The sequence below is a fragment of the Streptomyces sp. SudanB25_2051 genome (genome assembly GCF_964272635.1).
Taxonomy (GTDB): domain Bacteria; phylum Actinomycetota; class Actinomycetes; order Streptomycetales; family Streptomycetaceae; genus Streptomyces.
Map to the genome: position 1 here is coordinate 1,494,384 of NZ_OZ186787.1, position 14,947 is coordinate 1,509,330.

The window sequence follows — 14,947 nt, forward strand, 5'->3', positions numbered from 1 at the left end:
CTTGACCAGAGCCGGAGGGGGAAATTCTTGGAAACCGGCCGATACAAAAAGAGGACGAGAACGACAGTAATTGCCCTCAGTCTAGTCGCTGGGGTGACCTTCGGTTATGTGGAGATCTTCACCAAGGGCGTCGACCGCCTGCCGGAGCGCCCTTGCGCGGGGGCGGTGGATCGGGACCTCGCGGCCCGCGCCCTGCCGAGTGCGCGTTCCGCGAAGGAGCGTGGGCGTCTGGAACAGGGGATGCACGGGTTCACGTTTCGCTGCTCCGTGCAGACCAGCGGTGATTCCATTCTTGTCGCGGACGCCCAGACAGGCGACGGCGAACCGAAGAACTGGTACGAGTACCACCTCCCGAAGCGCGACGAGGAAGGCGCCATCGAGGTCTCCTCCGGAGACATCCGCGCCCTGTCACTGGCACCCGACTACGCCTCCGTATACGTGCCGTGCGTGCCGCCCAGGAGTGAGCTGCCGGCGAACCATCTGATCGTGGACGCGAGCACAGTCGGCCCCACCCGCGCCAAGGGCGACGAACTGCGGGAGATTCTCGTGGACTTCGCCTACCAGCTGGCGCGGCACGCCTACCGGGCCGGTGAGTGCCGGGAGCCCCGGAGCTTCCCCGAATCGCTGCCGCGTCTCTCGCGGGGGCGGGTCCTGGACGCGTTGCCGGAGTGAAACCGGCCAGCACCGCGAACGGCCCCCTCGGGGGTGGAGTGGGCCGTTCCGTTTCAATGACGGAAAGAGTGGACAACTTCCCGCCAAACAGCGGCACTTGACGCTTACCAGTAAGTAATGTGACAGGTAGTCTGCTCCGCCGTGACCAGTCGAAACCTCACTCACACCGCCCCCACCCGGCGCACCGTCGTCAAGGCCGCCGCCGTCTCCGCCGTCGCCGGGACCGCGCTCGTCTCGGGTGCGGCCGCCGCCGTCGCGGCCGTCCAGTCCCCCGCCTTCCTCCACGGCGTCGCCTCCGGTGACCCGCTCCCCGACGGGGTCCTGCTGTGGACCCGTGTCACCCCCTCCCCCGACGCGCTCCCCGGCTCCGGCAAGGGCGCCGACACGGAGGTGAGATGGGAGGTCGCCGAGGACAGAGCCTTCACCCGGACCGTCGCGCGCGGCGCGGTCACCGCGAGCGCCGGGAGCGACCACACCGTCAAGGTGGACGTCCGCGGGCTGCGGCCGGCGACGTCCTACTGGTTCCGGTTCACCGCCGGGGCGCCCGGCGCCGAGGGCGTCTCGCCGACCGGCCGGACGCGCACGACGCCCGCGTACGACGACGCGACGCCGGGCATCCGGTTCGGCGTCGTGTCCTGCGCCAACTGGGAGGCCGGCCACTTCTCGGCGTACGGCCACCTCGCCGCCCGCACCGACCTGGACGCCGTCCTCCACCTCGGCGACTACATATACGAGTACGGCACCGGCGCGTACCCGAAGACCGACCGCGTACTGCGCCCGCACGAGCCGCGCCACGAGATCGTCACCCTCGCCGACTACCGCCTGCGCCACGCCACGTACAAGTCGGACGCCCACCTCCAGGCGCTGCACGCCGCGCATCCGGTGATCGCGATCTGGGACGACCACGAGTTCGCCGACGACACGTGGTCGGGCGGCGCGGACAACCACACGCCCGGCGCCGAGGGCGACTGGGCCGCGCGCATGGCGGCCGCGAAGCGCGCGTACTTCGAGTGGATGCCCGTGCGCACCTCCACCGAGGGCACCGTCTACCGGAGGCTGCGCTACGGCAGGCTGGCCGACCTGCACCTGCTGGACCTGCGCTCGTTCCGCTCCCAGCAGGCGTCGACCGGCAGCGGCGCGGTCGACGACCCCGAGCGCACGATCGCCGGCCGCGCCCAGCTCGACTGGCTGAAGGCAGGACTGGCGTCCTCGGACGCGACCTGGCGGCTGGTCGGCACGTCCGTGATGATCTCGCCGGTCGCCTTCGGCTCCCTCCCCGCGCACCTGCTGAAGCCGGTGGCCGAATTGCTGGGCCTGCCGACGGGCGGGCTCGCCATCAACGTGGACCAGTGGGACGGCTACACGGACGACCGGCGCGAGCTGCTCGCCCACCTCCAGGACCGGGGCGTCCGCAACACCGTCTTCCTCACCGGCGACATCCACATGGCGTGGGCCAACGACGTACCGGTCACGGCCGCCACGTACCCCAAGTCGCCGTCCGCCGCGACCGAGTTCGTCGTCACGTCGGTGACCTCGGACAACCTCGACGACATCCTCAAGGTGCCGGCCAACACCGCCTCCGTGGTCGCCGCCGCCGCGCTGAAGGCGGCCAACCGGCACGTGCACTGGATCGACATGGACCACCACGGGTACGGCGTGCTGGACGTGACGCCCGAGCGCTCCCAGATGGACTATTTCGTGCTCTCCGACCGTACGAACCCGAACGCGTCGGCCAAGTGGACGCGCTCGTACCGGACGCTGAGTGGAACGCAGAAGGTCGAGCGGGTGTACACGCCGGTGTGATGAGATGACCGCAAGGGCGATTTTCAGCCAACCTGGTTCTGTTAACTGAAGATCACAGGCGTGTGGCGGGCGGTGTGTTTCGTAGATCGAATCCGGACACACCGCCCGCTCGCGTCGGCCCCTTCGTTACGTTCGAGTCTCAACCACCGGGACGGACCGAAGGATTTCGCCCGCCCGCCTCCATCTCCTCAAGGATTGATTGGGCCGGAACACTTCTCCTCGACTTCTGACATGGCCACGTAATCTCCCCGGCGGTGGCGAGGAAGGCCCTCCCCACAGCCCCCCGCGAGGAGTCACGAATGCGTGCTCTTGTCCGTATATCTCCGAGAACGCACCGCCGCGTGCTCGGCACGGCGATGCTGGCCGGAACGCTGGCGCTGTTCCCGTTCTCCGCCCCGACGGGTGTCGCCGCCACCGCGCCGCTGGCCGCCGCCGGCGAGGAGTGCGTCGAGGAGACGGGCGCGAGCGCCCACGCGCGTGAGTCGCGCCCGTCGGGCGGCATCCACGAGCACGAGCCCAACGAGGTCTCCGCCGCCAAGGCGCAGGCCATGGAGGCCGACCTCCAGAAGAAGCTGAAGGCCGCCAAGGCCAAGGGCCTGGACAGCGGCCGCTTCGACGCCGCCGCCGTCTCGGTCACCATCCCGGTGTACTTCCACGTCATCCACGACGGCACCAAGGGCAAGCTGTCCGCCACGGACATCAACAACCAGATGAACGTCCTGAACTCCGCCTTCGGCGGCCAGGGCACCGGCAACACCGCCTCCGGCTTCCAGTTCACGCTGGCCGGCACCACCTACACGGACAACGCCGCCTGGTACAACCTCTCCTCCGGCTCCGCCGAGGAGAAGGCCATGAAGACCACTCTCCGTCAGGGCGGCGCGAACGCGCTGAACTTCTACACCGCGAACCTCAGCGGCGGCCTGCTCGGCTGGGCGACCTTCCCGTCCTCCTACAAGTCCAACCCGTCCATGGACGGCGTCGTCGTCCTCGACGCGTCGCTGCCCGGCGGCTCGGCCGCCAACTACAACCAGGGCGACACCGGCACCCACGAGGTCGGCCACTGGATGGGCCTGTACCACACCTTCCAGGGCGGCTGCAGCGGCCAGGGCGACTACGTCGCCGACACCGCCGCCGAGAAGTCCCCGGCGTACGAGTGCCCGACCGGCCGCGACTCCTGCGCCCGCCTGGCCGGTGTGGACCCGATCCACAACTTCATGGACTACACGTACGACTCCTGCATGTACCAGTTCACCGCGGGCCAGGTGCAGCGGATGCAGGACCACTGGACCGCGTACCGCGCGGCCTGACCCCGTGACCGCCGCCGCCCGTGAGGGCGGCGCGGACCGGATGTGACGAGGGGCACGGTGTGGCCGGAAGGCGACACCGTGCCCCTGCGCGTCTGCCCCGCGCCCGCTCCACGGGGCGGGTGCACACCGCTCCACGATGGCGGGCGACACCGCTCCACGAAGGCGCCCCGGCCCGGCACATGAGCGCCCCGGTCCGGCACATGAGGGCCCGTCCCCTCAGAGCCCGGCGAGGAACTCCAGCGAGGCCGCCCAGGTCAGCTCGGCCGCCTCGGCGTCGTAGTCGTCCAGCTCCGGGTCGGTGTACAGGTGCCCCGCGCCCCGGTAGCGGTGCACCTCGATCTCCGCGCCGGCCCGCCCCAGCTCCAGATACCAGGTGTTGAGCCAGTCGTCCGGCTCGAACGGGTCCGGGTCGGCCACGTGCAGCTGCACCGGGAGCCCGTCCACCGACGCGCCCTCGGGCACCTCGTACGTGCCGTGCAGCAACAGCAGCCCGCGCGCCTTCTCGTCGGCGACGGCCAGCGTCTGGGCCAGCGCGGCGCCCAGCGAGATCCCCGCGTACACCAGCCCGCGGTCCGAGTGCGGCGCGGCTGCCGCCACCGCCCGCCGGGCCGACTCCTCCCAGCCGATCCGGTCCCTGAGCGCCATGGCCTCCTCGGCACTCCCGGCGGTTTGCCCCTCGTACAGGTCGGGCACGTGCACCTGGTGCCCGGCGGCACGCAGCCGGTCCGCGGCCGCGTGCACGGCCGGGCGGAGTCCGTAGGCCGAGTGGAAAAGCATGATCTCCATCCGGTCATCGTGTCATCACCGCCCTGAGTTCGGAGACATGGAGAACGCACTGCGCCCGTTGATCGTCCTCGGTGGGTCGGTCGCCCTGACCCTCTTCGTCGGCTGGCTGGCCGACATGACGCTCAGACGCGCCGACTGCCGCCATCCCGAGACCCCCCTGTGGGGGCTGCTGCGCCGCTGCCGGATACCGCTGCAGATGGTCATGCTGGCCGGGCTGCTGCGCGGCGCCTACCGGGAGACGGCCTGGGAGATCATCCAGGACCACGAGGTGGGCATCGGCCGCGCCCTGACCCTGGTGCTGATCGGGGCGAGCGCCTGGCTGGTGGTGCGGATCGCGGCGGCGGTCGTCGAGGCGACGTACGCGCGGTACGCCGCGACGACCCGGCACCCCGACCGGTTGCGCCGCGTCCGCACGCAGGTGACGCTCATCATGCGGATCGTCACGGCCGTGGTGGGGGTGGTCGCGGTCGCCGCGATGCTGCTGACGTTCCCCGACTTCCGGGCCGTCGGCACGTCGATGCTGGCCTCCGCGGGCATCATCGGCATCGTCGCCGGCGTGGCGGCCCAGTCCACGCTGAGCAATGTCTTCGCCGGCTTCCAGATCGCGTTCGGCGACATGGTGCGGATAGGCGACACCGTGGTCGTGGACGGCGAGTGGGGCGTGGTCGAGGAGGTCACGCTGACCTTCCTCACCGTACGGACCTGGGACGAGCGCCGGCTGACCATGCCCGTCTCGTACTTCACCAGCAAGCCGTTCGAGAACTGGTCGCGCGGCGGCGCCCAGATCACCGGCACCGTCTACTTCCACCTGGACCACGCCGCGCCCGTCGGCCTGATGCGCGAGCGGCTGCGCGAGCTGCTGGAGCGGTCCCCCGACTGGGACGGCCGCGCCTGGTCGCTGGTCGTCACGGACACGACCCCGAGCACCATGGTCGTCCGGGCCGTGGTCACCGCGCGCAACGCGGACGACGTGTGGAACCTGCGCTGCGAGGTGCGCGAGCAGCTGATCGCCTGGCTGTACGAGCACCACCCGTACGCCCTGCCCCGCGTCGCCACGACGGTCGCCCCCGACCGGGAGGCGGCCCGCGACGAGGACGCGCCCCGCGACCGGGGCCGCGACCGGGAGCCGGCCGCCGACCGGAAGGAGGCCGGCCACCGGGACGGCGCCCTTCCTCCCGTACGGGACGACGGCCGCCCCACCCGCCTGGACGGCACGCCACGCCGGTCCGGCACCCACGGCGCCTCGCCGCGCCGGCCCGCCTGAGGGCCCGGCCGCGCCCCTGCCGCAGCCCCGCCGCCTCAGCGCAGGCTGCGCACATCCAGCTGATGCAGCACCCGGTCGACCACCTCGGGGTCGGCGCCCGGTTCGGTGCGGGCGGCCAGCACCTCGCGCCGGGCCGCCGACAGCATGTCGTTCTGGAGGCGGTGGACGGTCTCCAGCCGCCGCGCCCGCCGCTCGTACGCCGCGCGCCGCTCCTCGTCGACCATGTCGGGGCTGATCCGCGCCCCGATGTCGAACGCCAGCCGCCGCAGCCGGTCCACCAGCTCGTCGGGCAGGTCCTCGGCCCGCTGGAGCTCCGCGAGGCGCCGTTTGGCGGCGAGGGTGGCGCGCAGCGCGAGGTCCCGTTCCAGCCGCCGTTCCGCGTCGCTGTCGGCGCGCACGCCGAGCCGGCCGACCAGCCAGGGCAGGGTGAGGCCCTGCACCACCAGCGTCGCCATGATCACGCAGAAGGCCACGAACAGGATCTCGTCCCGCCCGGGGAAGGCGTCCCCGGCGTCCGTGGTGAGCGGGATGGCCAGCGCCAGCGCGACCGACGCGACCCCGCGCATGCCCGACCACCACATGACGACGGCCTCCCGCCAGCTCACCGGGATCTCCTCGGCCGACACGCCGGGCCGGTGCAGCCGCTTCGCCAGCCAGGTGGCGGGCAGCAGCCACAGCAGCCGCACGGCGACGACGGTGACGACCACGAGGGCGCCCCAGCCCAGCATCCGCGCCTCGCGCCCCTCGGCCAGCCGGACCACGGCGCTCAGCTCCAGACCGACGAGGCCGAACGCGACACCGGTGACCAGCGTGTCGACGATCTCCCAGAAGGTGCGGCCCGCCAGCCGGCCCGTCACGTCGTCCGGGTCCAGGGTGTGCCCGGCCAGCACGAGCGCCGTGACCAGGACGGCGAGGACGCCCGAGCCGTGCAGCTCCTCGGCGAGCGCGTACGCGGCGAACGGCAGCAGCAGGGTCAGCCCGGTCCGCAGCGTCGGGTCGTCCAGCGCGCCCGCCAGCCGTCCGCCCAGCTTGCCGAGGACCAGTCCGGTGGCGAGGGCCACGACGGCGGACAGCAGCAGCTCCACCCCGGCGCCCGTCCACGAGAAGGTCCCGGCGACGACGGCGCCGACCGCCACGTGGTAGACGACGATGGCCGTCACGTCGTTGAACAGTCCCTCGCCCTCCAGGATGGAGACGAGGCGGCGCGGCAGGCCCACGGACCCGGCGACGGCGGTGGCGGCGACCGGGTCGGGCGGGGCGACCAGCGCGCCCAGCGCGACGGCGGCGGCGATGGGCAGCCCGGGCACGACCGTGTGCGCGACGGCGGCGACGGCGGCCGTCGTGACCAGCACGAGCGCCACCGCGAGCAGCAGGATCGGCCGGATGTTCGCCGTGAACTGCCGCCACGAGGTGCGCTGCACGGTCGCGTACAGCAGCGGCGGCAGGACGAGCGGCAGGATCAGCTCGGGCGGGATGTCCACGTCCGGGACGAACGGCAGCAGCGCCAGGACGACCCCGAGGAGGGTCATCAGGACCGGCGCGGGCAGCCCGAGCCGGTCACCGAGCGGGACGGTCAGCACGGCGCCGAGCAGCAGCGCGAGCAGCAGGGCCAGCTGGTCCACGGCGCGTCGCCCTCCGCCCGCTCGGGAACACCAGGTCAGGGCCTCCACCCTGCCATGGGAGGGCCCCGGTCAGAGGGTGCGGCGCATCGCCCGGTGGGGTATTCCGGCGTCGGGGAACTCCGGGCCGTACGCCTCGTAGCCGAGCCGCTCGTAGAAGCCGAGCGCGTGGGTCTGGGCGTGGAGGTCGACGGCCTTGAGGCCGCGTGCCCGCGCCGCCTCCTCGATGGCCCGGACGAGCGCGGCGCCCACGCCGAGCCCGCGTGCGGCACGGGTCACGGCGAGCCGGCCGAGCGCGCCCACGCCGTCCTCGCCGCCCGTGCGGTCGGCGGCGTCCGGCCCGTACAGCAGCCGGCCCGTGCCGAGCGGGGTGCCGTCGGCGGCGCGGACCGCCAGCAGGTGCACGGCGGTCGCGTCCAGCGCGTCGTACTCGATCTCCTCGGGGACGCCCTGCTCGACGACGAAGACCTCCCGGCGGACCGAGAAGGCGGCCTTCCGGTCCTCGTCGCCCACCGCCTCGCGGATCTCGTAGGTGCTCACGCGCTCTCCGCCGCGATGGTGTCCAGGGCGTGCTGGAGGTCGGCCGGGTAGCCGCTCTCGAACTCGACCCACCGGCCGTCCGACGGGTGCTCGAAGCCGAGGCGCACGGCGTGCAGCCACTGGCGGGTGAGGCGCAGCCGCTTGGCGAGCGTCGGGTCGGCGCCGTAGGTGAGGTCGCCCACGCACGGGTGCCGGTGGGCCGACATGTGCACGCGGATCTGGTGCGTGCGGCCCGTCTCCAGCTTGATGTCCAGCAGGGACGCGGCCCTGTAGGCCTCTATGAGGTCGTAGTGCGTGACGGACGGCTTGCCCTCGGCGGTGACCGCCCACTTGTAGTCGTGGTTCGGGTGGCGGCCGATGGGGGCGTCGATGGTGCCGCTCAGCGGGTCGGGGTGGCCCTGCACCAGCGCGTGGTAGCGCTTGTCCACGACGCGCTCGCGGAACTGGGCCTTCAGCAGCGTGTAGGCCCGCTCCGACTTGGCGACGACCATCAGACCGGACGTGCCCACGTCGAGGCGGTGCACGATGCCCTGGCGCTCGGCGGCGCCGGAGGTGGAGATGCGGTACCCGGCGGCGGCGAGACCGCCGATCACGGTCGTGCCCGTCCAGCCGGGGCTGGGGTGGGCGGCGACGCCGACCGGCTTCACGATGACCACGATGTCGTCGTCGTCATGGACGATCTCCATGCCCTCGACGGGCTCGGCGACGATCTGCACGGGGGCGGGCGCGCCGGGCATCTCGACCTCGAGCCAGGCACCGCCCGTGACCCGCTCGGACTTGCCGACCACCGAGCCGTCGACCAGGACCTTCCCTGCGGAGGCCAGCTCGGCCGCCTTGGTGCGGGAGAAGCCGAACATGCGGGCGATGGCGGCGTCGACGCGCTCGCCTTCCAGGCCGTCGGGAACGGGCAGCGTACGGATCTCGGGAATCGTGCTCACCCGTCGAGTATGCCTTGTCGGCGGACCCGCGCGGTCGGGCCTGTGGACAACTCCGCCGGCACACGGCCACCGGGGGCGGCGGCGGGGGACCCCGCGGGCGGCCACACCGGGGCCGCGCGGACCATTGCGGTTCGGTCCCGCGGTCGGGCCCGGCTCAGTCCTTGTGGACGGTCCCGTCGGGGTCCAGGCCCTTGAAGGAGAGGATCACGATGAGGAAGCCGCCGCAGACGATCGCCGAGTCCGCGAGGTTGAACACCGCGAAGTGGGCCGGCGCGATGAAGTCGACCACCGCGCCCTCGAAGACGCCGGGCGCGCGGAAGATCCGGTCCGTGAGGTTGCCGAGCGCGCCGCCGAGCAGCAGGCCCAGCGCGATGGCCCACGGCAGGCTGTACAGCTTCCGCGCCAGCCGGATGATCACGACGATCACGGCCGCCGCGATCACGGTGAAGACGACGGTGAACGCCTCGCCGATGCCGAAGGCGGCACCAGGGTTCCGTACGGCCTCGAACTTCAGCAGGCCGTCGATGACCACGATCGGGTCGTGGTGCTCCAGCTTCGCCACGACCAGCATCTTGCTGCCGAGGTCCAGCAGGTAGGCGACGATCGCGACGGCCAGGAGCGCCACGACCCTGCGCCGGCCCCTGGGCCGCTCGGCGGGCGCCCCGGCCTCGTCGTCAACGTCCGGCGTACCGATGCCGTGCTCCGCCTCTGTCACGTGAGTCCCTCAACCTAGGTACCTGACTGTGACGAGGGTACGGCACACACGTACGGGTCAGCCGCGCCGCTCCTGCTTCTGCTTGTCCTCCACGCACAGCGTGGCGCGGGGGAACGCCTGCATGCGCGCCTTGCCGATGGGCTTGCCGCAGACCTCGCAGAGCCCGTACGTCCCCGCGTCCAGCCGCTGCAGCGCGTGCTCGGTCTGCTCCAGGGTCGCGCGGGCGTTCGCGGCGAGGGCCATCTCGTGCTCGCGCGTGATGTTCTTGGTGCCCGTGTCGGCCTCGTCGTGCCCGGCGCCCTCACCGGAGTCCCGCATCAGCCCGGAGAGGGCCGCCTCGGACGCGGCCAGCTCCTCCTGGAGACGGCGCACCTCGCCCTCCAGCTCGGCGCGGGCCTCCGCGACCTCCTCGGGCGTCCACGGCTCCTCGCCCGGCCGTACGGCGAGCTCCTCGGGCGCCGCCTCGGCGACCCCGCGGGCCGTGGGCACGGCCGCCCCGCCCGCACCGGCCTCCGTGGTCACGTCCGCCGTCTTCTTCGCTGCCACCGTCATGGCTCCTGTCTGTTCGCCGTCGGCCGCACCCGCGGCGGCCGTCTTCCCACCCGTACGAGCGGCCCCAGCCGCTTTACCCGCCCGAGCGCCTCCGGACACCCCCGGCGGCACTTTCCCGGCGGCGGCCCCCCGGGGGCCTGCCCCGCCGGGCACGTCGCCGGACGGCCCGCCGCTCGCCGCCGCGCCGGACGCCCCACCGGCGGCCGACTCCTCCGCTGCCGGTGCCCCGTGGCCCGGCTCGGCGGCGGCCCGGGCCTTCGCGGCCGCCGCCTTGCCCTTCTTGCCCGGCGCCGCCCCGGCAGTCGTCCGGCCGGCCGGCTTTCCGGCGGCGCCCTCACCGGCCGACGGCTCCTGGGCGGGCGGCTGCCCGGCCGACGGCTCCTGAGAGGCGGTCTTCTTCGCGGCCGTCTTCTTGGCGGCCGTCTTCTTCGCGGCCGTCTTCTTCGCGGCCGTCTTCTTCGCGGCCGTCTTCTTCGCTGCGGTCTTCTTGGCTGCGGTCTTCTTCGCCGCAGGCCCGGCTGCGGTCTTCTTCGCGGGGGCCTTCTTCGCCGCGGTCTTCTTCGCGGTCGCCTCGCCGGCGGGCGTCGCCTCTTCCGCCGCCAGCTCCTTGGGCCCCGGTTCCGCGAGCTGCGGCTCCTCACGCGGCTCGGCAGCGGCCTTGCCGGCGGGCGCCTTCTTCGCCGCTGCGGCCTTCTTGGCGGGCGCCTTCTTGGCGGACGTCTTCGAGGCCGCCTTCCGTACGGAGACCTTCCCCGGGCCGGGCCCGGCGCCCTCCCCGGCAGGCCCACCCACCACGGGGTTCCGGGCCGGGGCCTTCTTCGCGGAGGCCGTACGGGACCGCTCCCCCGCCGTCGCCTCGGTGGTGGCCGTCTCGCGGGGGGACCGCTCCTGCCGGGACGCCGTCTCGTCGACGGCGGTCTTCTTCGCCACCATGCCGCGGCCCCTTCACATATTGTGATCTTGCTCGCGAATCGTGCTGGGACGATAAATCGACTCCAGCCCCTCGGCAACGGGGCACGCCGCCCGTACCGGACACCCGGTACCCGACCAGGCGAGCCCGCCCGCCGCACCGCCCGGCCACCGGCCCCGCCGCTCCGTCCCCGCGGCGCACACGCGCCCCAGGGCCATTCGGCCCAGTCGGCGCGGGTCCGGCGCCCGGAAAACGTGTCGGCCGTGTCGGCGCAGGCCCGTACACTGTGAGGAAGCGAAAGGCGTGGATGGGGACCAGTAGCGTCGCACGCAGCCATGAGCGACCCGGGGACGGTGAGAGCCCGGGGGCGAGCCCGATGTGAAGCATCACCCCGGAGCTGCCGGAAGAACGCCTTGGACCGTGGGCCCAGCCCGCCGGCGCAAGGTCAGTAGAACCGGCTTCGCGACCCGAATGAGGGGGCCCCGGGCCAGACGTGCCCGGCGCCAAGGAGGGTGGTACCGCGGGAGCACGCGCTCTCGTCCCTCCGACGGAACGACGAACCTGTCCGCCGGAGGAGCCGATGTCGCAGTACCGCCAGGTACCCGCCCAGGTCGACCTGCCCGCGCTCGAGCACGCCGTGCTCGATTTCTGGCGCGAGAACAAGGTCTTCGCCAAGAGCCTCGAACAATCAGAGGGCCGCCCCGAGTGGGTCTTCTACGAGGGCCCGCCCACGGCCAACGGCATGCCGGGCGCCCACCACATCGAGGCCCGCGTCTTCAAGGACGTGTTCCCCCGCTTCCGGACCATGCGCGGCTACCACGTGGCCCGCAAGGCCGGCTGGGACTGCCACGGCCTGCCCGTCGAGCTGGCCGTCGAGAAGGAGCTCGGCTTCTCCGGCAAGAAGGACATCGAGGCGTACGGCATCGCCGAGTTCAACGCCAAGTGCCGCGAGTCGGTGCTCCGCCACACCGACGCCTTCGCCGAGCTGACGACCCGCATGGGGTACTGGGTCGACCTCGACGAGGCGTACGTGACCATGGACCCCGAGTACATCGAGTCGGTCTGGTGGTCGCTGAAGGAGATCTTCAACAAGGGCCTGCTGGTCCAGGACCACCGCGTCGCCCCCTGGTGCCCCCGCTGCGGCACGGGCCTGTCCGACCACGAGCTGGCACAGGGCTACGAGACGGTCGTCGACCCGTCGGTGTACGTCCGCTTCCCGCTGACCTCGGGCCCGCTCGCCGGCGAGGCGTCGCTGGTGGTGTGGACGACGACCCCCTGGACGCTCGTGTCCAACACGGCGGTCGCCGCGCACCCCGAGGTGACGTACGTCGTCGCCACGAACGGCGACGAGAAGCTCGTCGTCGCCGAGCCGCTGCTGGAGAAGGCCCTCGGCGAGGGCTGGGAGGCCACGGGGCAGACCTTCACCGGCGCCGAGATGGAGCGCTGGACCTACCGGCGCCCCTTCGAGCTGGTGGAGTTCCCCGAGGCCGCCCACTTCGTGGTCAACGCCGACTACGTCACCACCGAGGACGGCACGGGCCTGGTCCACCAGGCGCCCGCCTTCGGTGAGGACGACCTCAAGGTGTGCCGCTCCTACGGCCTGCCGGTCGTGAACCCGGTCCGCCCCGACGGCACCTTCGAGGAGGACGTCCCGCTCGTCGGCGGCGTGTTCTTCAAGAAGGCCGACGAGGCGCTCACCGCCGACCTGGAAGCCCGCGGCCTGCTGTTCAAGCACATCGCGTACGAGCACAGCTACCCGCACTGCTGGCGCTGCCACACGGCCCTGCTGTACTACGCGCAGCCGTCCTGGTACATCCGCACCACCGCCGTCAAGGACCGCCTGCTCGCCGAGAACGAGGCGACCAACTGGTTCCCCGGCTCCGTCAAGCACGGCCGCTTCGGCGACTGGCTGAACAACAACATCGACTGGGCGCTCTCCCGCAACCGCTACTGGGGCACGCCGCTGCCGATCTGGCGCTGCGAGGAGGGCCACCTCACCTGCGTCGGCTCCCGCGCCGAGCTGACCGAGCTGACCGGCACCGACCAGTCGGGCCTCGACCCGCACCGGCCGTACATCGACGACGTCACGTTCGGCTGCACCCACGAGGGCTGCTCGCTCACGGCGACGCGCGTACCGGAGGTCATCGACGCCTGGTACGACTCTGGTTCCATGCCGTTCGCGCAGTGGGGCTACCCGTACAAGAACAAGGAGCTGTTCGAGAAGCGCTACCCGGCGCAGTTCATCTCGGAGGCCATCGACCAGACCCGCGGCTGGTTCTACACGCTGATGGCGGTCGGCACGCTCGTCTTCGACAAGTCGTCGTACGAGAACGTCGTCTGCCTCGGCCACATCCTCGCCGAGGACGGCCGGAAGATGTCCAAGCACCTGGGCAACATCCTCCAGCCGATCCCGCTGATGGACCAGCACGGCGCCGACGCCGTCCGCTGGTTCATGGCGGCCGGCGGCTCCCCGTGGGCGGCCCGCCGCGTCGGCCACGGCACGATCCAGGAGGTCGTCCGCAAGACGCTCCTCACGTACTGGAACACGGTCGCCTTCCAGGCGCTGTACGCCCGCACCGCGGGCTGGGCGCCCACCGACGCCGACCCGGCCCCGGCCGAGCGCACGGTCCTCGACCGCTGGCTGCTCAGCGAGCTGCACGCGCTGACCGACCAGGTGACGCAGGCGCTGGAGGCCTACGACACCCAGCGCGCCGGCAAGCTGCTGTCCGCGTTCGTCGACGACCTGTCGAACTGGTACGTGCGCCGCTCCCGGCGCCGCTTCTGGCAGGGCGACAAGGCCGCGCTGCGCACCCTCCACGAGGTCGTGGAGACCGTCACGCGGCTCATGGCCCCGCTGACGCCGTTCATCACCGAGCGCGTCTGGCAGGACCTGGTCGTGCCGGTGACGCCGGGCGCGCCCGAGTCGGTGCACCTGTCGACGTGGCCCGAGGCGGACCTGTCGGCGATCGACCCGGCGCTGTCGCAGCAGATGGCGCTGGTGCGCCGGCTGGTCGAGCTGGGCCGCGCCACGCGCGCCGAGTCCGGGGTGAAGACCCGCCAGCCGCTGTCACGGGCGCTGGTCGCCGCGGCCGGCTTCGAGGCGCTCTCGCCGGAGCTGCGCGCGCAGATCACCGAGGAGCTGAACGTCTCGTCGCTGGCGTCCCTGTCCGAGGTCGGCGGCTCGCTGGTCGACACGACGGCGAAGGCGAACTTCCGGGCGCTCGGCAAGCGCTTCGGCAAGGGCGTCCAGGACGTCGCCAAGGCCATCGCGGCCGCCGACGCCGCCGCGCTGTCGCTGGCGCTGCGCTCCGGCGAGGCGACGCTTGAGGTCAACGGCGAGACCATCACGCTCACTCCGGAGGAGGTCATCATCACGGAGACCCCGCGCGAGGGCTGGTCCGTGGCCTCCGACGCGGGTGCGACCGTGGCGCTCGACCTGGAGATCACCCCGGAGCTGCGGCTCGCCGGCCTGGCGCGCGACGCGATCCGGCTGATCCAGGAGGCGCGGAAGAACAGCGGCCTCGACGTCGCGGACCGGATCGCGCTGCGCTGGTCGTCGACGGACGAGGAGGTCGCCTCCGCGCTGGCGGAGCACTCGGCGCTCATCGCGGAGGAGGTCCTCGCCACGGACTTCGCGCAGGGCGAGGGCGACGAGTCGTACGGCGAGCCGTTCACCGACGAGGCGCTGTCCCTGACCTTCCGCCTCCGCAAGGCGTAAGCCCCCGCCCGGCGCGAGCCCCCCGCCCGGGGCCCGCGCCCCGGCGGCCGAAAGCCCCGGCCACCTGTGGCCGGGGCTTTCCGGTGGGCCCGGCACGCGGTCTCCCACCGGGTGGTACGGACG

At 72.5% G+C, this 14,947-nt stretch carries 11 protein-coding genes; 5 read left to right on the forward strand and 6 right to left on the reverse strand.

Translation table 11 applies throughout. From position 1 onward, the window contains the following. The first annotated feature begins 93 nt into the window (after positions 1-93). The 3 genes from ACSUPT_RS06620 (at position 94) to ACSUPT_RS06630 (ending at position 3,782) form a co-directional block, all read left to right on the forward strand. Positions 94-672, forward strand: a complete 579-nt coding sequence (locus tag ACSUPT_RS06620) for a hypothetical protein (RefSeq protein ID WP_436943677.1) — start codon at positions 94-96, stop codon at positions 670-672. Positions 673-813: 141 nt separating this feature from the next. Continuing rightward, positions 814-2,475: an alkaline phosphatase D family protein gene (locus tag ACSUPT_RS06625; protein WP_351965635.1), complete on the forward strand. Its 1,662-nt coding sequence runs from the start codon at positions 814-816 to the stop codon at positions 2,473-2,475. Between the two features lie 299 nt (positions 2,476-2,774). Beyond that, entirely contained in the window at positions 2,775-3,782 is a 1,008-nt protein-coding gene (locus tag ACSUPT_RS06630; RefSeq protein WP_351965634.1) for a zinc metalloprotease, read from the forward strand. A 216-nt stretch (positions 3,783-3,998) separates the two neighbouring features. On the opposite strand, the gene ACSUPT_RS06635 is transcribed toward ACSUPT_RS06630, so the two are convergent. Continuing rightward, positions 3,999-4,568: a dienelactone hydrolase family protein gene (locus tag ACSUPT_RS06635; RefSeq protein WP_351965633.1), complete on the reverse strand. Its 570-nt coding sequence runs from the start codon at positions 4,566-4,568 to the stop codon at positions 3,999-4,001. A 37-nt stretch (positions 4,569-4,605) separates the two neighbouring features. On the opposite strand from ACSUPT_RS06635, the gene ACSUPT_RS06640 reads away from it, so the two are divergent. Continuing rightward, complete coding sequence (locus ACSUPT_RS06640; protein WP_361657532.1) at positions 4,606-5,832, forward strand: mechanosensitive ion channel family protein; 1,227 nt, start codon at positions 4,606-4,608, stop codon at positions 5,830-5,832. 35 nt (positions 5,833-5,867) lie between these two features. On the opposite strand, the gene ACSUPT_RS06645 is transcribed toward ACSUPT_RS06640, so the two are convergent. The 5 genes from ACSUPT_RS06645 to ACSUPT_RS06665 all read right to left on the reverse strand — a co-directional run bounded on the left by ACSUPT_RS06645 (position 5,868) and on the right by ACSUPT_RS06665 (position 11,129). Continuing rightward, positions 5,868-7,454, reverse strand: a complete 1,587-nt coding sequence (locus tag ACSUPT_RS06645) for a Na+/H+ antiporter (protein ID WP_365726838.1) — start codon at positions 7,452-7,454, stop codon at positions 5,868-5,870. 69 nt (positions 7,455-7,523) lie between these two features. After that, positions 7,524-7,991, reverse strand: a complete 468-nt coding sequence (locus ACSUPT_RS06650; protein WP_351965630.1) for a GNAT family N-acetyltransferase — start codon at positions 7,989-7,991, stop codon at positions 7,524-7,526. After that, complete coding sequence (locus tag ACSUPT_RS06655) at positions 7,988-8,929, reverse strand: RluA family pseudouridine synthase (RefSeq protein WP_351965629.1); 942 nt, start codon at positions 8,927-8,929, stop codon at positions 7,988-7,990. Before ACSUPT_RS06655 ends, ACSUPT_RS06650 begins: the two co-directional genes overlap by 4 nt. A gap of 154 nt (positions 8,930-9,083) precedes the next feature. After that, on the reverse strand, positions 9,084-9,644 hold the full coding sequence (lspA, locus tag ACSUPT_RS06660) for a signal peptidase II (protein WP_351965628.1): 561 nt from the start codon (positions 9,642-9,644) through the stop codon (positions 9,084-9,086). Between the two features lie 57 nt (positions 9,645-9,701). Further along, on the reverse strand, positions 9,702-11,129 hold the full coding sequence (locus ACSUPT_RS06665) for a TraR/DksA family transcriptional regulator (protein ID WP_436943681.1): 1,428 nt from the start codon (positions 11,127-11,129) through the stop codon (positions 9,702-9,704). A 557-nt stretch (positions 11,130-11,686) separates the two neighbouring features. Between ACSUPT_RS06665 and ileS the strand changes: the two genes are divergently transcribed. Beyond that, positions 11,687-14,824 carry an isoleucine--tRNA ligase gene (ileS, locus tag ACSUPT_RS06670; RefSeq protein ID WP_351965626.1) on the forward strand — a complete coding sequence of 1,046 codons (3,138 nt, stop codon included), beginning with the start codon at positions 11,687-11,689 and terminating at the stop codon, positions 14,822-14,824. The last annotated feature ends 123 nt before the right edge of the window (positions 14,825-14,947 follow it).